General features: G+C 47.3%; 20 protein-coding genes and 1 tRNA gene. 15 read left to right on the forward strand and 6 right to left on the reverse strand.

Translation table 11 applies throughout. From position 1 onward, the window contains the following. Positions 1-474: 474 nt before the first annotated feature. Both Q0991_RS20975 and Q0991_RS20980 read left to right on the forward strand, forming a co-directional pair. Positions 475-2,583, forward strand: coding sequence for a hypothetical protein (locus tag Q0991_RS20975; RefSeq protein ID WP_299492218.1), 2,109 nt, complete (start codon positions 475-477; stop codon positions 2,581-2,583). A 520-nt stretch (positions 2,584-3,103) separates the two neighbouring features. Continuing rightward, complete coding sequence (locus Q0991_RS20980) at positions 3,104-3,790, forward strand: hypothetical protein (protein WP_299492220.1); 687 nt, start codon at positions 3,104-3,106, stop codon at positions 3,788-3,790. Positions 3,791-3,878: 88 nt separating this feature from the next. Here Q0991_RS20980 and ilvD read toward each other — a convergent pair whose 3' ends face one another. Continuing rightward, positions 3,879-5,564 carry a dihydroxy-acid dehydratase gene (gene ilvD, locus Q0991_RS20985; protein ID WP_299492222.1) on the reverse strand — a complete coding sequence of 562 codons (1,686 nt, stop codon included), beginning with the start codon at positions 5,562-5,564 and terminating at the stop codon, positions 3,879-3,881. A gap of 388 nt (positions 5,565-5,952) precedes the next feature. Here ilvD and lepB point away from each other — a divergent pair, with 388 nt between their 5' ends. Continuing rightward, positions 5,953-6,627 carry a signal peptidase I gene (gene lepB, locus Q0991_RS20990; RefSeq protein WP_299492224.1) on the forward strand — a complete coding sequence of 225 codons (675 nt, stop codon included), beginning with the start codon at positions 5,953-5,955 and terminating at the stop codon, positions 6,625-6,627. A 3-nt stretch (positions 6,628-6,630) separates the two neighbouring features. On the opposite strand, the gene Q0991_RS20995 is transcribed toward lepB, so the two are convergent. After that, entirely contained in the window at positions 6,631-7,788 is a 1,158-nt protein-coding gene (locus Q0991_RS20995) for an esterase-like activity of phytase family protein (protein WP_299492226.1), read from the reverse strand. 2 nt (positions 7,789-7,790) lie between these two features. Next, positions 7,791-8,300, reverse strand: coding sequence for a DUF1499 domain-containing protein (locus Q0991_RS21000; protein ID WP_299492228.1), 510 nt, complete (start codon positions 8,298-8,300; stop codon positions 7,791-7,793). Between the two features lie 222 nt (positions 8,301-8,522). Here Q0991_RS21000 and Q0991_RS21005 point away from each other — a divergent pair, with 222 nt between their 5' ends. Genes Q0991_RS21005 through Q0991_RS21015 form a run of 3 tightly spaced genes read left to right on the forward strand, consistent with a single transcriptional unit; the run spans position 8,523 to position 10,183 of the window. Further along, positions 8,523-9,383: a methylated-DNA--[protein]-cysteine S-methyltransferase gene (locus tag Q0991_RS21005; RefSeq protein ID WP_299492230.1), complete on the forward strand. Its 861-nt coding sequence runs from the start codon at positions 8,523-8,525 to the stop codon at positions 9,381-9,383. A gap of 34 nt (positions 9,384-9,417) precedes the next feature. Beyond that, the gene (locus tag Q0991_RS21010; protein ID WP_299492232.1) at positions 9,418-9,681 is read left to right on the forward strand and encodes a DUF3303 family protein; all 264 of its coding nucleotides are present in this window, start codon (positions 9,418-9,420) and stop codon (positions 9,679-9,681) included. Positions 9,682-9,715: 34 nt separating this feature from the next. Beyond that, positions 9,716-10,183, forward strand: coding sequence for a GNAT family N-acetyltransferase (locus Q0991_RS21015; protein WP_299492234.1), 468 nt, complete (start codon positions 9,716-9,718; stop codon positions 10,181-10,183). A 111-nt stretch (positions 10,184-10,294) separates the two neighbouring features. Here Q0991_RS21015 and Q0991_RS21020 read toward each other — a convergent pair whose 3' ends face one another. Further along, positions 10,295-11,578, reverse strand: coding sequence for a TAXI family TRAP transporter solute-binding subunit (locus Q0991_RS21020; protein ID WP_299492236.1), 1,284 nt, complete (start codon positions 11,576-11,578; stop codon positions 10,295-10,297). 77 nt (positions 11,579-11,655) lie between these two features. Between Q0991_RS21020 and Q0991_RS21025 the strand changes: the two genes are divergently transcribed. Next, positions 11,656-12,849 (forward strand): dipeptidase, encoded by a 1,194-nt coding sequence (locus Q0991_RS21025; RefSeq protein WP_299492238.1) that lies wholly within the window; start codon positions 11,656-11,658, stop codon positions 12,847-12,849. An 11-nt stretch (positions 12,850-12,860) separates the two neighbouring features. Continuing rightward, a complete protein-coding gene (locus tag Q0991_RS21030; RefSeq protein ID WP_299492240.1) occupies positions 12,861-13,301 on the forward strand; it encodes a VOC family protein in 441 nt (146 codons plus the stop codon). Here Q0991_RS21030 and Q0991_RS21035 read toward each other — a convergent pair. Then, the gene (locus Q0991_RS21035) at positions 13,298-14,446 is read right to left on the reverse strand and encodes an alanine--glyoxylate aminotransferase family protein (protein WP_299492242.1); all 1,149 of its coding nucleotides are present in this window, start codon (positions 14,444-14,446) and stop codon (positions 13,298-13,300) included. The two genes, Q0991_RS21030 and Q0991_RS21035, sit on opposite strands and share 4 nt — an antisense overlap. Positions 14,447-14,697: 251 nt before the next feature. Between Q0991_RS21035 and Q0991_RS21040 the strand changes: the two genes are divergently transcribed. The 6 genes from Q0991_RS21040 (at position 14,698) to Q0991_RS21065 (ending at position 17,708) form a co-directional block, all read left to right on the forward strand. Continuing rightward, positions 14,698-14,928 (forward strand): DNA-directed RNA polymerase subunit omega, encoded by a 231-nt coding sequence (locus Q0991_RS21040; protein WP_299492244.1) that lies wholly within the window; start codon positions 14,698-14,700, stop codon positions 14,926-14,928. After that, positions 14,925-15,608 carry a hypothetical protein gene (locus Q0991_RS21045; RefSeq protein WP_299492246.1) on the forward strand — a complete coding sequence of 228 codons (684 nt, stop codon included), beginning with the start codon at positions 14,925-14,927 and terminating at the stop codon, positions 15,606-15,608. The genes Q0991_RS21040 and Q0991_RS21045 overlap by 4 nt, the downstream gene beginning before the upstream one ends. A gap of 9 nt (positions 15,609-15,617) precedes the next feature. Next, positions 15,618-15,980: a DUF1818 family protein gene (locus Q0991_RS21050; RefSeq protein ID WP_299492248.1), complete on the forward strand. Its 363-nt coding sequence runs from the start codon at positions 15,618-15,620 to the stop codon at positions 15,978-15,980. A 32-nt stretch (positions 15,981-16,012) separates the two neighbouring features. Next, positions 16,013-16,086 (forward strand) — tRNA-Pro (locus tag Q0991_RS21055). Between the two features lie 273 nt (positions 16,087-16,359). Next, the gene (locus Q0991_RS21060) at positions 16,360-16,800 is read left to right on the forward strand and encodes a DUF3596 domain-containing protein (RefSeq protein ID WP_299492250.1); all 441 of its coding nucleotides are present in this window, start codon (positions 16,360-16,362) and stop codon (positions 16,798-16,800) included. 395 nt (positions 16,801-17,195) lie between these two features. Beyond that, positions 17,196-17,708, forward strand: a complete 513-nt coding sequence (locus tag Q0991_RS21065; RefSeq protein WP_299492252.1) for a S24 family peptidase — start codon at positions 17,196-17,198, stop codon at positions 17,706-17,708. A gap of 30 nt (positions 17,709-17,738) precedes the next feature. On the opposite strand, the gene Q0991_RS21070 is transcribed toward Q0991_RS21065, so the two are convergent. Further along, a complete protein-coding gene (locus Q0991_RS21070; protein ID WP_366525031.1) occupies positions 17,739-18,584 on the reverse strand; it encodes a M23 family metallopeptidase in 846 nt (281 codons plus the stop codon). A gap of 482 nt (positions 18,585-19,066) precedes the next feature. On the opposite strand from Q0991_RS21070, the gene Q0991_RS21075 reads away from it, so the two are divergent. After that, on the forward strand, positions 19,067-20,525 hold a 1,459-nt coding region (locus Q0991_RS21075), incomplete at its 3' end, for a protein adenylyltransferase SelO family protein (protein WP_299492256.1).

A 20,525-nucleotide genomic window follows, 5' to 3' on the forward strand; every position in this document is an offset into this window, starting at 1 on the left:
AATTAAGATCACATCCTTCTGTACTAACTATCAGTTCTTAGTATCAGATTTATGCAAAATTGATAGTAGTGAGATATTTCTTTGAGTGCCAAAGAAAATTCAATCTGATAGTAGAACGAATCCCCTAATCCATGCAGACATTTTTTCGAGCCATTTTTCTAAATATATCTTCATGTTAAATAAGTCACTTTTTAACACTGTCATATAGCGAAACTAAGTTGTACCTTTATGTAAAAGTTCTATCAATTTCTAAATGGCGTACTGGAATAATTGAAAAATTATAAATTCATATAGAGCTATTACGGAAAAATATTGAAGTTTTCGAGAATCACAAGAACAAAATTTTATCTCAAAAAAAATAGACTAAATACCTTATTTATACCTATTAGTACTCATGAGATATTGAATATGATTTAAGTTTAGGATTTTCTCAGTACATTAAATTTTATTTTTAAGTTTGTCGTCTGAAATAAAGTGAAAGCCAAGGTGAGTCATATGAATTATAAATCAATCACTATTTCTATCTTACTTAGCACAATTACTTGTCTAGGAGCAAACTCATCCACATATGCAGTTGATGGAGAAGATTTTGTAACTGCAGAACAAGAGGTAACAACTTCAAGGCCAGCTAACTCTAAACCAGATGGAGATACAACGCCAAAACCTTTAGCATCTACTACTAATTCTCAATCAGAAACAGATTGCAACAATTTAGAATTAGATCCCAAAAAACTGAAAAGTAAAAGAGTTGAGTTGTTCTACTATCGAAATGCTAATAATATTATTTCTATATTGAATAAGCTTCCTATTAAAAAACTTAAAGGTTGTGCCACGGAGCTACCTTTAAATGCACCGGCAGCTAACGCAGGAGTAGGGCGTGGAGGTGGAAACGTCATATTACTATACGGCACACAAGAATATATCGATAGAACTCACAGATTGATTACCGCTCTTGATCTCCCCCTTACTGGCATTAATTTACAGTTATGGGGTATACAAGTCTCAAGCAACAAGCCAGAAAAATTAGCTGAAGCAATGACTAAAGTGCGTGGAGAAATAGACCAAACACAACAATTTATTCGAGATTCTTTCAGTTTGTTGCAACAATTCACTGTTGATAAATTAGAGGACCATTCCAATTTTGAGAATGGTTTTTTGTCTGTAGTGGAAGCAATTGGATATGAAGAATTCTTAGACCCTTCCCGCAGATTATCACTACTAGATGTCATTGTTATTGGGAATTTTGTTAAAGATCCTGTCACATACTACGAAGAACTATACGAAAAATTCAACGAGCTTCAGAATAATCCAAAATATCAGCAATATTTTGCTGATGCTCAAGAAGCAGGATATTATCCATTTAATAGATTTCTGCATTCCCGTGGATTTACCTTTCAATGTCCACCAGAACATCAAATTAAATCGATAAAGACAGATAAGGAAAAATGCAAAGTAGCATGGAAATTAAATCCAAGAAAGACAGCACAAGGAGAAAATCTAGTTCTTAAGCTAGCACTAAAAAGACGGAAAGCTATCTTAGAATTTGCTTTTCAGTATGCAAACTTCGTTTCAAATCCAGACTCTTTTAATTTTGAAAGACTGTCAAAGACTGCCGATGCTGTTAATACCGAATTACAAGATATGTCTAATGTAATCCAGAAAGACATTAGCGAATTCTATACTAGACCAACGCTAGCTAAGATTCAAAAAGTAGTTCGTAAGACAAAAAAAGTGACTTTCGCACAAGTCGGTAGAAATACAGTCTCTAGTTTGAACGGAGTTTCAACATTTATTAACTCCAAATCTAATAATGTTTTTCAAGTTGCCGAATCACAAGATGCTCATGAATTATTGACAAGAGCTAAAAGTCTTCAAGGGCTTGTACCAGAAGCTTTGGGGCTACCAAACGCTGCTGCACTCACTAATTCTGGTGTACCAGCATCTCAACTATTAGGGCTTGCGGTTGCATTAACTGAACAAAGAATTAAACCTGTTGAAGCACAAACAGGAACTAGCTTGACCGTTACACCTGGTATACTCCGTAATCTCACTTCAGCTGAACTAAATCTACATTTAATAGTTGCTGATCCAAAATTTACTCCAACTGGTGATAATGGAAGTTCGAAACCACAAATTTCAAGAGTGGGTGTGCAAGAGGTAATTACTACTGTTTACACTCAAGCTGTAGACTTTTTTGACCTTTCAACCTTTACACACCAAGCAACATTAGATGGAGGACGGTTTCGTATTCCAGTTATAGGCCACCTATGGCATGCTATATTTGGTGGAATTCCAGGACTTGGTGATCTATTTAGCTTCTCTAGAGGTAATCAAAATGTATTTCATGAAAGTCTATTATTGACAAATTCATTTATCATCCCAACACCATTAGGGATTGGCCAGAATTTTCCAATTGTCTCTCAAGAAGCTAGAGGTAAATACTCACTAGAACCAAATGAATCGGCTGGAACAATTCCATTTTGTAAGACTCAATTTCAACTAACAGAGTATTTGAACCTTATAGCACCAACTCCAATAGGAGCTTCACAGCATATAGAAGCCCCTTGCAGGGAATTCAGATAGTCTTAATATTAGTTTTAGTATTACTTATAAATTTCAAATGGAATAATTCTTACATCACTGTAGCGCTAGTTCAAGATTTAAGTTTGCCATACAATTTGTTAACTCTGAGATGGCATCAAATTTGGGAATGGAATAACTGTTGTGATATATGACTTTAGAAATTAGAAAATCAAAAATATTTTTTTATATTAACTATATTAAAAATAGACACTAAAAAAACTATTTGTAATTATTTTTAGATTACAGAATGAATTAAATAATCCTCTAAATCTCAATAATTAGAAAGGTATAATATTTAATATCAAATAACTATTTATCTCCAGTTTATTTATTCTATTAATTCGTAAATTTTATGGATATAGAAACTGAAATGAGTTGCGAAAATTATTTTCTACCTAAATTGGCATAGACAAAGATTTTGCTTCCATAAATAAGTTTACATTGCTATATGATGAGATTTTTTTAATCTACATATTTTTACCTCTTTTGTTGAAAAAGAAACATTTTTATGAGGTCTGACATGGCAGAAAGATCAACAAAACTCAAATCGACAACAATAACAACAAAAAACAACATTTTTGACTATAGAACCCTTAGACTAATAATTGGTTTAATAGCCTGCTTGTTACCTATTGTTGTTAGTTTCTTCTCCTCACAGACACTTGCATCTATTAGTGCCTCATACTATACAGAAGGTCGTGATTGGTTTGTAGGATTACTCTTTATTGTCGGTAGTTTTTTATTAGCCTACAATGGCCATACGCGAAAACAATTAGTGGCTAGTAAAATCGCAGCCTTTGCTGCCATTGGTATTGCTATTTTCCCAACTGCTTGTGAGAAATGTGAAGCAGGCTTTATATCCACTCTGCACTACATCTCTGCAGCCATCCTCTTTTCAATTTTGGCTTATTTCTGTCTAGGACCATTTAGAAAAAAATTTAAAGGGGAAATTAGCAATAAACAAAGTCGTCGGAACACTCTTTATCTAATTTGCGGAATAGTGATGATAATTTGCATGCTGGGTATGGCTATTGCAAATTTTGCTCTTCCAGTTGAATTGGTAGCTAGGCTGAGATTGATATATTGGGGTGAAGCAATTGGCCTCGGCGCATTTGGTGTTGCATGGTTTGTCTCCGGAAAAGCATTACCATTTTTTGCCGACCCCAGCGAACGCTTGAAGTTAGAGAAAGCCTTAGCCCCTAGGTGATTTTAATTGTCTTACCTTTCTAGTTAGGAGAGGAGTACTTCTCCTCTCCTAACTACTGCCTTTAATAGTGAGTAACTAAAACTTGACTTTAGAAGATGTCAAAATCAGTTACTGCGCCAATACTACTAGACGATACCAGCTTGGCATATTTCGCCAAAACTCCTTTGATATATAGAGGCTGAGGTTTTTCCCACTTAGCCTTCCGCGTCTCCAGTTCCTGATCAGACACATGTACCTCCAACTTTCGGGCATGGGCATCAATCGTAATCATATCCCCCTCCTGCACCAGGGCAATCGTTCCCCCCACCGCAGCTTCCGGGGCTACATGCCCGACCACCATGCCGTAAGTTCCACCGGAAAAGCGGCCATCCGTAATCAATCCCACTGAGTTCCCCAAACCTGCGCCAATAATCGCAGATGTGGGTGCTAGCATCTCTCGCATCCCAGGGCCGCCCTTCGGCCCTTCATACCGCACTACGATGATATCATTGGCCTGAATTTTACCTGCCAAAATCGCATCCAAGCAAGCCTCTTCCGATTCAAACACGCGGGCTGGACCCGTAATTTGAGGATTTTTAATGCCCGTGATTTTGGCAACCGCTCCTTCCGTGGCCAGGTTACCCCGGAGTATAGCGAGGTGGCCTTGTTTATACATGGGATTGTCCCAAGGCCGAATCACATCCTGATTGGGGGACGGCTCTGATGGCACATCCGCCAACTGCTCAGCCACGGTTTTACCCGTGATCGTTAGGGCATCACCGTGGAGGAGACCCTGCTCCAACAACATTTTCATTACCAAAGGAATACCACCCGCCTTGTGGAGATCCGTGGCAACGTAGCGTCCCGACGGTTTGAGATCGCAGATCACCGGGACTTTGGCCCGGATGGTTTCAAAGTCATCGAGGGTGAGGGGATCTCCCGCCGCACGAGAAATAGCTAGTAAGTGAAGGACGGCATTAGTCGAGCCACCGACAGCCATGATCACAGAAATGGCATTTTCAAAGGCTTTGCGGGTCAGAATATCGCGGGGTAAGATTTGCTGGCGAATCGCCTCCACTAAAACCGCCGCCGACTGCTCTGCACTTTCGGCTTTTTCCTCATCTTCCGCTGCCATCGTCGAGGAATACATCAGGCTCATGCCCATGGCTTCAAAGGCAGACGACATGGTATTGGCTGTATACATGCCGCCGCAAGATCCAGCACCGGGGCAGGCATGTTTCTCCACTGCCGTTAACTGTGCTTTATCAATCCGTCCCGCACTGTACTCCCCAACGGCTTCAAAGGCGCTGACGACGGTGAGGTCTTTACCGTTCAAATGACCCGGTTTGATCGTACCGCCGTAGACAAAGATGGCAGGAATATTCATTCGGGCCATGGCGAGCATAGCACCCGGCATATTTTTATCACAGCCGCCAATGGCTAACACCCCATCCATACTCTGGCCCATACAGGCGGTTTCGATGGAGTCTGCAATCACTTCCCGGGAGACCAAGGAATATTTCATCCCTTCTGTGCCCATGGAAATACCGTCGCTGATAGTGATGGTGCCGAACTTCTGAGGCATGGCTCCTGCCGTTCTGATCCGAGCCTCGGCCCGAGTGGCTAGGGCGTCTATGCCCATATTGCAGGGGGTAATCGTACTGAAGCCGTTGGCGAGTCCGACAATCGGCTTGGTAAAATCATCATCACCAAAGCCCACAGCCCGAAGCATAGCTCGGTTGGGGGCTCGTTGAACGCCTTGGGTAACAGCTTGACTGTTGCGATTGTCAGACATGGGGTCTCTTCTTTATTAGATTCGGATTCGGACGTCAGAGAAGGCAACGATTACACCAGGGCTGGATCAAACTCGGCATGGAACCATCAATCTTTCTCAACTGTCTATTGTCTCAGAATCAATGTTGTGTGGGAAGCGACACCCTGAGTCCCCTGGATGGGCGACTTTCCTATATTGCATCTCGTTCTTGACTTCCAGTTGTTCGGACAAGCCGTCTGTCGCTCCTGGCCAGTCTAGGGGGTGGGAGTCCTGCAATGGAACAGTTGTTGATTGGGCACCAGAGTTGACCCGGCGGGATTGTGTTATAACTCAATTTACTGGGAAAACTGATTCGTAAGGCATTTCCACTCCTATCCCTATCGTTCAAGGCCTGCACCGTTCAACCTCTATGACGCAACCCCAACCGCCTGAGCTGCAACAATCGAAACAACCAGAAGAATCTTGGTGGGTGGAAGCAGCCAAGACGGTTGGCCTCAGTTTACTGTTAGCGTTTGGTATTCGCACCTTTGTGGCAGAAGCTCGGTTTATTCCGTCAGGGTCGATGGAGCCGACATTGCAAATTCACGATCGCTTAATTATCGACAAAGTCACCTACCGCTTTCGCGATCCAGAACGAGGCGATATCGTCGTGTTTAACCCAACAGAGTCCTTAAAGCGAGCTAACTTTCAAGAAGCATTTATTAAACGGATAATTGGTATTCCCGGCGACCGGGTTGAGATAAAAAATGGGATTGTGTGGGTCAACCATCAGCCGATTAAAGAAAACTACACCGCCGAGGGGGTTACCAGTAGTCCTAGTGCCGAGCATTGCCGCAATAATTTTGTCACTGCAGATATCGATAGCACGCCCATTGAGCCGCCCGTTCCCGTCTTTCTGGATAAGCCCCGCACAATTCCAGATAAGCATTACCTCGTTCTAGGGGATAACCGGGGCAATAGCTACGATGGCCGCTGTTGGGGATTAGTGGCCCATGCAGATTTAGTGGGACGAGCGGTCTTCCGTTTTCTTCCCTTTGGCCGGATTGGGACTTTGCCCGCCGCTGAAGTCACGGTTAACGAATAGAATTTAGGACACGAGCTGTCGATCTTGGCGCAGGCGGAACAGCAAGAATTGGGTGGGTTGACTCGATTCAAAATTGTTGTCGCTGACGACGATCAGGGATTGGCTACCGTCGGCCAATGGTGGCCCCCACATCATGCCTTCTAAGTTGCTGCCAGGAATTTTGAGCTGTTTTAGATCGAGAAGCAGTTGTTTTTGGATAGGTGTAATGCCCGTGAGATCGTCGGGCAGCGGATCAAGTTTTGAGGTATCTCTCGCTAGGGCAGTCGTGATTTGGAAGAGTTCAGTTCTGAATCCGGTGATGGGGCTATAGGAGCGCTCAAGACTAAGAAAATGGCCACCACTGTCTACGGTCAAAAGTTCTGTGAGACCGTTAATCCCCTTAAGCAGATCGGCTGGCTTCAAAGGATAGAGATAATTGGCTAAGAATTGAGGCTGAGGTTCGCCGATCCAATAGTGGAGGAGACGATTATAAAGTTGAGTTTCCCCTTCAGTCTGGGCTTCCGGGTAATCTTGCTGTAAGGGCGCTTCAATGGCGGTAAAGATGCGATCGCCTTCTGGATTCAAGGTTAAGGCTTCAAACCCCCGATTATCATCAACGCCGTGGGGGGGCGGTTCGGGATTGTCCTCAGTGGTAGGGATGGGCAAAAATTGCTGGGGTAAGGTCAACTGCTGCTGCCATTGACCCTGCAGATCAAATTCGATCAGAGCTGGTGGACTTTGGCGTCGGGAGACCCCTTCACTGCTCACCCACAGCGTGTCTTGAGGTGTTAAGGCTAATCCTTCTGGATCAAGTCGATCAGTCGCATAGGGCTGGGCTTGTTCGTTTTGGAGGAAGGTGACCGCTTCGATTGCAAGGGTTTCAATCTGGGGACGTTCGGGGTTGCCTTGATCTAATTTTAGGTTCAAGGTGTAGAACCGAGGTTGAGCCCGATCGTCAGACAAGGCATAGATGCGATCGCGCTTTCGATCATAGGTAATTGCTGAAATGCCACCGACGTGAGTTCCGTCAAACTCCGTTTGATGGAGCGAGTACTCCCCCAAATAATCCAAAGACAGATTCAAGAAAATACGGGCTTCTGCCGTCACTTGGGGCAGATTACAGCCCGTTAGCAGCAGGGCACAGCAAACTAGCGATAGACAATACCGCAATAGCCTGATCACGTCTATGCACCTAAGTCTCGAAGGGCCAGTCGAATTTGTTCCATGCGCCTACGATTGATGCCCAGGTCAGATTCTCCTAAGCGCGAGGCAGAGCGCATCTGAATCAGATTTTCATCTGCAGGGAAATAAAACTCGCCGTCATCCACAAATCCCAACAGGCGACTGCTGGATGCAAATCGGATATAGTCGGCGGTTTGCTCAATCACTTGGGTGCGCGGGACAACCGTTAATACTTTTAACACCGTCGCCCGGGCCGTCTCTCGATCGCTGCTATAAGACAGGGGTGCGATCGCATGATCCGCATCTGCATTTTGACTCACTACACAGTTGGGGGACTCTGGGCAGGGGGAGAGTTGACCGTCGCGAACGCCTAACTCAGGCGGTGTGCCCGCGAACAAGCCTGCTGCTCCGGGTAACGCGCCCAGGGAAGGACTTGTCAGGGGGGAGGACAGACCCCCATTCCCCAAAGAGAATAACCCCACTAAGACGAGGGAGATCAATGTGTGAACCATAGATTTGTTAGGTCTGAATGACGCATTCTACCTGCAGTGTACAAGCATCCTGACCAAAGCGGGGGCTTTCTATCAGGGTAGTTGTGGGTGCAGACCCAGCCGTAGCGTTGTGGCATCTGGTCGAGGGATTGACTGGAGATTTTAGATCCGCAAGAAACGGGTGGTATTTACGCCTCCCTCTCGATACCGTAGAGGAGCATCCCTGAATCATAATGTGGTCCTATGCCCTCTCCAGAAACCCTTACCAGTGAAGTTGACACCTACGATCGCATCGCCAAAGCGATCGCCTTTATCCGGCAGCATCACCTCGAACAGCCCAACTTGTCGACCATCGCCCAGCACGTCAATCTGAGTGAATATCACTTCCAACGGTTGTTTACCCAATGGGCAGGCATTAGCCCCAAGCGCTTTCTCCAATACCTCACCTTGGCCTATGCAAAGTCTAGGATTGCCGATACCCCAAATCTGCTGGACCTAACTGAGACGGTGGGACTTTCTAGCCCTGGACGTTTGCACGATCTATTTGTCACCCTGGAAGCGATGTCCCCTGGCGAATATCGAGCAGGGGGGGCGGGTTTACAGATCCGTTATGGCGTGCATCAAACGCCTTTTGGCCATTGCCTAATTGCCCTAACGGGCCGGGGGATTTGCAACATCCATTTTGTGGACACTACCGATGAGGAAACGGTGCTGCTTCCCCTCCGTCTGGCCTGGCCTCAAGCCTCAATCCTTCAGGATCAGGGGGCAACGGGTGAGATCTGTGATCAGATCTTCCATGCCGCTGCATCCACCCCGTTAACCCTCTATCTCAAAGGCACCAATTTTCAGATTCAGGTGTGGCAAGCCCTATTGAACATTCCCTTTGGGGGACTGACCACTTACCAAGCCTTAGCCACTGCCATTGGCAAACCCACGGCTGCACGGGCAATCGGCAATGCAGTGGGTTGCAACCCGGTTGCCTATCTGATTCCTTGTCATCGGGTGATTCGTGGATCAGGGGAAATGGGGGGCTATCGATGGGGATGCGATCGCAAAGCCGCAATTCTGGGTTGGGAAGCCAGCCAAATCCAAGGGCAGACTTGAAATCCTATTTCGTGGGAAGCAAAATGAGGTACTGATGATGCCAAAATTTATGGTGATTGAAACGTTCAAGCCCAATTGTCGAACCCTTGCATATGAGCGATTTCATCAGAAAGGTCGTCTTCTACCGCCTGGCCTCCAATATTTAGATAGCTGGCTGGAAGCTGAAGGGAATCGATGTTTTCAACTGATGGAGACCTCTGATCCAGCTTTATTTGACAAGTGGATTGCCCACTGGGGAGATCTCGTATCGTTTGATGTTATTGAACTTGGCGAGAAGCCATCATCATCAGCCTTATAAGCTGCTTTTACCTGAATCCAAATGGAAATTTGCCATGATTCGACCCACTCAACCCGAGGATACAACCGCCATTCTAGCCATCGCTAAGGCGATTGGATTCCAGTCAGACGAACTGGAGGTTCTAAGCGAAATGCTGGTGGATACGTTTAATGGCAATCGCGAGCAGTTTTGGTTTACCGATGACGATCAGGGTCCTGTAGGGGTTGCCTACTGTGCCTCAGAGCGGATGACGACCGGAACCTGGAATCTGCTCTTTCTTGCCGTTCATCCCGAACATCAGGGACAGGGACGAGGCACCGCCCTTGTGCATTATGTTGAGCAAGTCTTGACCGCTCAAGGCGTTCGTCAACTCCTGGTCGAAACATCAGGATTGCCCAGTTTTAAGCGTACACAAACGTTTTATCGCCAATGTGGTTACGAAGCGGAAGCCCGCATTCGTGAGTTCTATGCGGCAGGAGATGACAAGATCGTTTACAGAAAGGTCCTCAAAGCAGAGAGTTAGGACAACTGCTTAGCGATACCCTGTCCCTCCTTGCTGATCAATGGGCCATTGCCCTGAATATCGTGAGCTTTAAGCACAACAATAATGATGAAGACCATAGCCCCATCGATATTATGGGGATTTTGAATTTAGCAGAATCGTCTCTCTGTGCCGCAATGTAGTGATCGCCACATCCCAAGGCATGGTAAAGGATTGAAATGATTCGGGAGAAATACGATCTTTATCTAAATCAATGACAACGGCTTCCAATATGTTTAATAAACGCTGCCTGGCTTGATTTAACTGTTCAAGGTCATGGGTTGACTGAATGGTCTTGATTAGATCGAGCAGTTGGAGATTGTACATGTCTGCTCGATTTTTCTGCCGACCAATAAGCCAAAGGCGAAGTTGCCACATACCCGAGATCCCCAATACCCCCAGAGACAGAAATAAACCGAGTAATTCGGCATATTGGACCCAAAAGCTGGGTTGGTTTTTGTTGTAGTACTGCTCTGCGCCTGGATGCAGGGGCCAACCTAAGAATTCCTGAGATTGAGGGGGTTCAATATTGTAAGCGGGAGGGTATTGATTGACCAATTCCATTTTGTGTTTTTGGAGAACCCGAGTGATGGCGTAGATGACATCATCTCTAACTTGGTGCTGAGCAATCAGAAGGGCGCGAACGGCGATAGTTTTTATGGCTTGATCGGGAACGGGCAGGATGCCATTGTAAGTGCCGATCGGGATAGAGGCTGATTCCAAATAGGGATAGGTTAACCGTAGAGCATCCGTTTGCCGAATCGGCAGCAAACGGATCGTTGGGGAACGCAATACCTGCTTGAGGGCCGTACTGCCTGGCCGAATAACTTGGAATAAAGCATCCACCTCCCCCTTTTGTAATTGGGTGTAGGCGTCTGCTGTGGAGGGTGATGGCTGTAGTTGTTCGGTCTGGATTCCGTAATGTTGAGCAATGGGCATAAACAGTTGATATGCCCCACTCCCCTTTGGGGGTAAACCAACCTGTTTCCCCTGCAGATCGGCCATCGTTTCAATCCCTGACTGGGTATTGACCAGAACATGACCCACCTCCGGGAACAGGTTCGCCACGGCTTGGGCAGATGCTTGCACCGGGGAATCGCCTTGGATCAGCGCCAATTGGGCCGTGTCATGATCAATCAACTTTAAATTTCGCGCCGATCCTGCTGTCGTGATGACCTTAATTTGGATATGAGGGTAATGGCGGGCCACGACTTTGGCTAACGCTTGACCAAAGGCATAATATTCACCAGATGGACTGGCCGTGGCCAAAGTCAAAACATGGATCCGTCGATGCTCTCGCCACAGCTGAATGGACAGTCCTCCGGCCGTTAGTAGGCTAAGCAGCAAAAGAGTGAAGGTAATACGACCGCGATTCATTGTTACAGAAAGGCCAAAGTAAAAAGAATCATTCGTGTCAGCAAGTTAGGATTGAGGGTGTTGAGCCTGCTTCGACCATGTCAAGACGTCGGCAACGCTTCAGTAAACCGATTAAGCGATGGGTAATATTAGGTGTGATTGGATTTGCGATCGCACTTTACCTTATCTTTGCTCAATTACCGACTTTTGTAGACAAACGCTTAAACCCCGTCCTCACCCTGCCCCCCTACTCGGTTCCTGCAGAAGCTGCCGAAGTGCATGATCGCTTATGGGTTGCCGACCTCCATGCCGATTCATTGCTATGGGGTAGAGATTTAAGCCAGCGCCATCAACAAGGACATATTGACCTCCCTCGGTTGCAAACCGCCAATGTGGCCCTCCAAATATTTACCGTTGTTACCCAAGTTCCTAGCAACCTCAAGCTAGAGGGAAATACCCCCGATTCTGATGACATTATTAAGTTGGCGGTAGTCCAGGGATGGCCGTTGGCGACCTGGCATAGTTTGCTGGCCAGAGCGTTACATCAGGGGCAACAGCTCCATACGCTCGCCCAGTCTCAGGCACAATTCCGCTTAATCGAAACCCAATCAGACCTACAGCGCTTTATTCGTGACCGAAAACAACAGCCTCAATTAACGGCGGGTATTTTGGGACTGGAAGGTGCCCATGCCCTAGAAGGCCGACTAGAGAATGTTGAGCGGCTGTATCAAGCCGGATTTAGAATGCTGGGTTTAGCTCATTTCTTTGATACTGAAGTGGGAGGATCGGCGCACGGCAGCCAGCAAGGCGGCTTAACCCCACTGGGGCGACAAGTGGTGCTGCAGGCTCAGGAAAAACATATGCTGTTAGACTTAGCCCACTCTTCATCCCAAGTAATCAATGAGGTGGTGGCGCTTAGTCGCCAACCTGTGGTGGTCTCCCATACGGGTGTGAAGGGGACTTGTGATAATGTCCGCAATCTCTCTGATCGTCAAATTAAGGCGATTGCGAATACTGGGGGCGTGATTGGCATCGGGTTTTGGCCAAGGGCAGTGTGCGGCGATGATGCCCAGGCGATTGCCCAAGCGATTCGCTACGTGGCGGATTTAGTCGGGGTGGATCATGTCAGTTTAGGGTCAGACTTTGATGGGGCCGTTCATGCCCCCTTTGATGTCACCGGATTACCCCTGCTGACTGCGGCCTTACAAGCAGAGGGATTCTCCACTGAGGAGATTGGTAAGATTATGGGAGGAAATACATTACGGGTGCTACAGGCAGTTCTACCTGCTTAGGGGTTGGAGAGATGAATACATTAGCCAAAGGCAAGCTGCGTAAAACCCATCACTTTGCCTTGAATGTGAAAGATCTGCAAGCCTCGCGCCATTTTTATGGCAACATTTTGGGCTTACATGAGTTGACGGGATCTGAAGTCCCAGAAACCTTAGTAGAACTCGTAAAACAGGAGCGAATTAGTAACTTTATTACTCCCGATGGGTGGGTGTTGGATTTATTTTGGGAGCCTGATTTATCCCCTCCGCATCCAGACCCAGAGCAGCAGTTTACCCGCGCCAATCATCTCGCTTTTGATATTGCCCCAGGCGCCTTTGACGAAGCCGTGCAGGTTTTGCGTGCGAATCAAGTTGCGATCGCACAAGGCCCAGTCACCCGACCCACCGGGCGCGGCATCTACTTCTATGACCCCGATGGATTCTTACTCGAAATCCGCTGTGACCCCGTAAACTAGCGTTTCAAGGTTTGCTTAAAGGCATCTAAAATCATACGGACGTTTTCAGGACGGCTATTAAAGCCCATCAGGCCAATTCGCCAAGCTTTGCCCGCCAGCTCGCCTAAACCATTGCCGATCTCAATATTGAAATTCTTCAGGAATTGCTGAGTAACCGCTTTGCCATCTACCCCCTCTGGGATACGCACCGTAATCAGGGAAGGCAATCGATGCTGACGCTCCACATAACACTCTAGTCCGATTTCAGCTAGCCCTTCCCAGAGCAGCTCAGCATTGGACTGATGCCGAGCCCAGCGTTCGGCTAGCCCTTCTTCGGCAATCAGGCGGAGGGCTTCCCGAAACCCATAGATCATATTAATCGGAGCCGTATGGTGATAAGTCCGCTCTGACCCCCAATATTTACCCACCATCGACATATCCAAATACCAGTTGGGTACCTTATTCTGTCGGTTGTTGAGCTTCTCGACCGCTCGGGGTCCCAACGTGAAAGGGCTAATTCCCGGTGGGCAGCTCAAACATTTTTGGCTACCGCTATAGGCCATATCCACCCCCCATGCATCCAAAAATAGGGGTAAGCCACCCAAACTGGTGACTGTATCTGCCAACAGCAAACAATTATATTCCCGGCATAGGTTGCCCACCCCATCTAAGGGCTGACAGGCTCCGGTGGACGTCTCAGCATGAACCAGCCCCAAAATCTTGGGACGATGCTCTTCTAGCCCCGCTTTTAATTCATCCAGGGAAAAGACCTCTCCCCAGGGTTTGTCAATGCGACGCACATCCGCCCCATAACGTCCGGCCATATCCATCATCCGATGGCCGAAATACCCATTTACCCCCACTAAGATTACATCTCCCGGTTCGACGGTATTCGCCAATGTAGCTTCCATCGCTGCGCTACCCGTGGCGCTCACCGGTATCGTGGTTGGATTCTCCGTCTGCCAAGCATATTTGAGCAGAGACTGGACCTCATTCATCAGCTCGATAAAACAGGGATCTAAGTGACCGACTTGGCGCATCCCCAAGGCTTGCAAGACTCGAGGATGGGCATTCGATGGCCCGGGTCCCATGAGCAGACGGGGGGGGACATCTAGTTGAGCGGTTTGCTGACGATGGGTCTCATTAATGGTGACAGTGAAGGTCATAGGAAGGGGTCGAGTAGAAGAGGGTCAGTTAAAGGACTGATCCGGTCAGGCTAATGGGATAAGTGACAACTTGAGCCGGGTCAAAGGTGAAGCATGTAAGCCACTGCCACATCAAAATAACGTGCAGGCCTTAAGGATGCTTTGCATATCCTACAATCAATCAGTCCCCGGACTCAGGGTTTGCGACCTACTCCACTCTGAACGAGAGCATTGTTGCTAAACTGGTAATCAGCAAATTCTAGAGAAACCTTATGTCTAAGCGCCCCACCATCGACACAACGCACATTATGCGGCGAGCCGAAGAATTAATTAGTGCGTCTTCCAATCGCTATCGCATTACGGTGCAAGTTGCGAATCGGGCCAAGAAGCGTCGTCGGCGTGAGAACTTAGAAGATTTTGATGATGCAGGCATGAAATCTGTGATGCAGGCCATTATTGAAATGTCGGATGAACTAACGCAACCGGAGATTATTGGCGAGTGAGCGCTCAGCAGACTCTAATTCAGCATTCCAATCGGGCATTGATTTGTGCATCCTTGGCTGTGTGCGGCTGGATGGTTGCTCAACCAGCGATAGCCCAGAGAATCAATCCTAAGATTGCGGCCGATGCAGTATACTCCCAATTGCCAGAGTTACCCAAGGAAAATCAATATCAACGCAAGAAGGGGAATAAACCGGCTACGAACAGTACCCTAGTCAGTCGGTTTATCCAGTATCACACGCTGGTTAAAGGGCGATCTCCCCAGTATCGGTTTGACTGGAAAATCACCTTAGCAGACTATCTAGGGCTCTACGAAAACCTGCGAGAAGAACAATATCCAGGGCATGCGTTTCTAAAAGAGAGTGCAATGGAGGGCGATCGCAAGTTGATTCGCCAGTTAACCCGTAAACAGCGACTCGCTCTAACTCAAATCCTCAGCGATCTCTACGCCAGTCAAGCCCCACAACAACAGGCAGCGCCGTCAGCAGAGAAATCCCAGCCGGAATCGGCAAAGCCCGCTAATCCAGAGCCAGAGCCGATCACCCGACCGAAAATCATTCCTTTACCTAGTTCAGGGAGTGCAGATCTCTTACGGCCCCAAGCACCGCCAAAATCAAGCTCTCCCCAGTCAACGACCCCCGCTCGTAAGCCCACGGGTGAGGCTCAAAAGCTCTCATTTTAATGGTGAGGAATGGATCGACAGCTCAAAGAGGGCAAAGGTTGGCGATTAGGATGGCAGCCTAGCGCGACCTTTCCCGCCCTATTGGGGACAAATCAATGGGCGGTAGAGCTGACTGCAACGGAGTTTGTTGATTTTCGACGTCTACTCTTGCAATTAATCGATTCAGTCGCGCAATTACAAGATCAATTGATGGTGGAGGAAACCATTGCCTGTGAGGCGAGTAGTGATTTGATTTGGGTGGAGGTGAGGGGCTATCCTCAGCAGTTTAATCTCAGTTTTATCCTCTTAAGCGGTCGCCGAGCGGAAGGGCAGTGGTCGGTGGAAAGCACTGCTGAATTGGTAGGGGCTATCCAAACAATCGAGGTCTTTTAATCAGGGTTTTATGTTAGGCTTGTAAAGCAAAACGGGGCGTAGCGCAGCTTGGTAGCGCACCACTTTGGGGTAGTGGGGGTCGTGGGTTCAAATCCCGCCGCTCCGATTCTATTCAAACCTCCTTTGGTAGGGGGTTTTGTTGCTTTAAACTCCTTGATTTCCGGCTCTGCCTATTCTCAATAAGCGGGGCAGTTTGGGGCATTTTAGGGGTGCTTAGGTCAATAATTGGGATAAAATCGAGATACTGAATTATTGATAAAAACGTTATATGGTAAGGATTTTAGAAGATATTGAGAACCCGATTGAGATGAACTCACAATCTCAATTCGTATCCTAATCGAAACCAACGCGGAGAAAGGCAGCCAAGGGGACTGTTGTCGTGCAAGTCTTCAAAGAGCGTTTAAGGCTAGTTTGGAGCTATCTTGGCAAACGCTACTACCTCTATATTGGATTGCCAGATTCCACGGTGAACCGGATGGTTGCTGAGCAAAAGGCCCGCCAGACTGAGCTGGACATGGCCAGCGATAACTCCGATCCTAGTCTGAAAAAGTATAAGCCTCAGTCTGTTTCCAAAAAGAAGCAAATTACAGCAGTGGCACTTTCCCAACAGTACACGGATTACAAAGCTGCAGAGTTGTATCAGCGATCGCTAGAAAAGTACAATGCAGCGCAAACCTACCTGAGAAGATATTTTAAGGATAAACCTGCCAGCGCTATTTCAGAGCGAGAGGCTAAACAGTTCACTGATTGGCTTGCGCAGAAACTAGCTCCCATTACTGCTAAAGAACGACTTACTCTGGTTAAGGCTTGCTGGGCTTAGGCACTACGAAGAGACGTTTTATCAGACAACCCCTGGAGAGATTTAGTCTCCAGAATAAAAATTCCGCCAAAACAAATGCCGAAACCGTTCACCTGTGAAGAGATCGGGGCTATTATTCTTGCCTTCAGAACTGATCGCTACTATTACCACTACTCTGATTACGTAGATCCTATTTGGGACAAGGTTGCCGTATAGGTGAAGCCATGGGGCTGAGATGGAAACACCTTTCAGAAGATTGTTCCACGGTCGATCGGCGAAACACTCAGTCGTGGGGTTCGTAAGGCTACTAAAACTAACCGGGCGAGATTTGTGACACTCACAGAAAAGCTGACCAAGATGCTGATAGGACGTCGCCCGCCAGATTTCAAAGCAGACGTTGAAACTATCTGGAGCTATTGGCTAAAAAACTTGAGGTCAATATTAAATGGCTAGTGTTGGGCCGAGGACCTATTCGGCGGTCGGATGGGGAGATTGGTGGTGATGGCACCTATGTCCAAATCCCCCTTTATGATGCTCGAGCAAGGGCTGGGGAAGGCATGATTGCTGAAGATAAGGAGCAAATCGAGGAGCTGATCGCGTTTAGTCGATCCTGGATTCGCAGTGAATTACGCACTAGTCCAGCTCAGTTGAGTTTGATTCATGTCAGTGGAGATTCGATGGAACCAACCCTGCGACCTGGGGATGTGGTGCTGGTGGATCAGCACCAAGCTGAAGGGGGTCCGGATGGGGGTTATGTGTTGCGCTGGGATGGGCATCTGCAAATTAAACGTCTGCATTGGCTATCAGGAAAGGTTTTGAAGATTATTAGTGATAATCCCATCTATCAACCGATTGAGGTGGATTTATCTCAGTTGACAGAGGAGTTTCAGATTATTGGCCGAGTGATTTGGGGAGGCAAGCGGTTCTGAACTTTGGTAATTGATGCAGGGTTTTGATGACTACTCAACACCTTTAAAACGCCAGGGAACTGGATCAACTGCTACCCCATGCAGGTAAAGACCCCAGTGCAGGTGCGGGCCGGTTGATGCTCCCGTTGAGCCAACACCACCGATCCGCTGCCCTGCGGTGACAAAGTCTCCTTCAGCAACGTCTATGCGGCTTAGGTGAATCATAATGCTCAACACGCCCTGACCGTGATCGATACCGATGGTGTTTCCGTGGAGTTCGAAGCCGTCAACCACTCTTCCCACTAGCCGGACATAACCTGCCGCTGGGGAGACTACGGGCGACCCAGTGGCGGCAGCGTAATCTACGCCTCGGTGGTAATAGTCTTTAGCAAACACGCCGTTGTAATATCGCCGGACACCAAATTCAGTACTGACATAGCCCTGGCTAGGGCGGGCCAGCGCGCCTTTCCAATAACGCTTTGGGGTGACGATGCGCTTGAATTTGTCGACGCGGTCAAATTCGTGATCGGTCCCCAAGTCGCTGCTGCCCGAGGGGAGCCAAATGCGCTGGGTGGCGAAGGAGCGACCTGCCAGGTTTACGGTTAGGTGACGCGATACGTCTGAGCCAGAAACATTCAATGTTAGCTGTCCAGGGGTATCTAGTGGACTAGTGGGAATCAATGCCCGATAACGATTGCCGGATACCTGAAAGCTGGGATAGTTGGTGCCGTTGACGGAAACAACTGGGGCAGTGCCAGCCGTTGAAGCGCTAGAGATCACGACCGAGATGGTATCGCCCAGCCTGGGGTTCGTTGGTGAGAGTGTCACCTCGTAGGCATGGGCGGCAGGACTCCAAAGGCGACCGCTGGCGACTGTGCTGACCATTGCCCCCACCATCGAGAGAAAAGCCCGACGCCTTATACGAGGGGAAATGACAGGACAAATTTTGGGTTGCTTCATAGCTTAAGGGGATTCAAAGCTCAATTTCTTGTTTACAAGCGTAACCATTCCAACTTAGGTAAGAGAAAAACATCTAAAAGCCTTATCCAAGAGCATCTTTAAAGATAGTAATTACCAATCCTGATCCAATCTATTTGTTGAAGCTAATAATACTCGTCTATTTGTTGAAGCTAATAATACTCGTCTATCATACGGTCCAAATTTCTTAAACCCTCAAAAAGGATGATCTTCCCCAAATAAACCTCTTTTTATATTCTTTTGTCCTCATAATATTCAGGATTTGGTAGCACTGCAAGCTAGAGCATATATTGCCATTGCCTTTCAGCTCCATGCTCTTTCATTTGGTTAATCGTTGTCATAACTCTACAAGGTCTAAAATTAAACATAAACCTTTCCCGACCATAACAGCACTAGCAACAATGTCATATCCAGCTAAACCGTCTGCTGAGCCCTGCGTAACGACCTTCGATGAATTTGTTCAATTGGCGGATTATTCTCTGATGGACACCTTAAATGCCGATCCTGATGCCACGGTCGATGGAGATGATCATCGTGCCCGCCAGGTTTTTTCTGGTCATTTCGTACCTGTGACACCCAAGCCGCTTGCAGAACCAGAATATGTAGCTCACAGCAGCACTTTTTTTAAGGAACTTGGGTTAAGCAATGAGCTGGCGCTGAATGAAAAATTTCGCCATGTATTTTCGGGTGATATCACTGCTGCCCATGAGCCTATGCGTCAGGTTGGCTGGGCGACGGGTTATGCCCTATCGATTCTTGGCACCGAATATATCCAACAATGTCCATTTGGTACGGGTAATGGTTATGGCGATGGTCGGGCGATATCTGTGTTTGAAGGAATCATCAATGGCCAACGCTGGGAAATGCAACTGAAGGGAGGTGGCCCAACACCATATTGCCGTGGTGGTGACGGCCGCGCAGTACTCCGTTCAAGTGTGCGTGAGTTTCTAGCACAAGAATATATGCAGGCTTTAGGTGTGCCAACATCGCGTGCTTTGACCCTGTATGTTTCTAAATCTGAGACTGTTAAGCGGCCTTGGTATTCACAAAACTCCTACTCCACTGACCCTGATATTTTGGTGGACGATCCTGTGGCCATTTCAACTCGCGTTGCACCCTCGTTTTTGCGCGTGGGGCAGCTAGAGTTATTTGCCCGCCGCGCTCGCAACAATGCTCATCCAAGAGCATTAGAAGAGTTGAGCATGATCGTGTCTCATTTAATTGAGCGAGAATACAAACGCGACATTAGTCAAAATCTTGGTTTTACAAATCAACTGGTTGAGTTGGCTAAGCTATTTCGCCAGCGTCTTACGTCACTGGTGGCCAACTGGCTACGTGTTGGTTATTGCCAGGGTAATTTTAACAGTGACAACTGCGCCGCTGGTGGCTTTACCCTCGACTATGGACCCTTTGGGTTTTGTGAAATTTTTGACCCTTGGTTTCAACCTTGGACCGGTGGCGCCGAACAATTTTCATTCTTCTATCAGCCCATCGCAGCAGAAGCGAATTATTATATGTTTTGGAAAGCGGTGAGACCTCTACTGGCAGAAGATGCTGAAGCATTAGAACAGTTTGACCAAATAGGCCGTGGCTTTGCAGAAGCCATGCAACAACAAGTCCAAAAAATGTGGGCAGCCAAACTGGGCTTGACTGAATTTACCCCAGAGCTGTTTAAGACATTAATGCAGTTAATGACTGACTCAGAGGTAGATTACACCATTTTCTTCCGGGAGTTATCCCACATACCAGAGGATGTCTCAGCCTTGAAAAAGAGCTTCTATGGTAAAACGTCACAACAACTCGACGAGCAATGGCAATCTTGGCTAAACAGCTGGCGCGACCTTGTCATTAAGGACGGTA

Origin of the sequence: Acaryochloris sp. IP29b_bin.137, from assembly GCF_028285745.1 — a bacterium.
Lineage (GTDB): Bacteria > Cyanobacteriota > Cyanobacteriia > Thermosynechococcales > Thermosynechococcaceae > Acaryochloris.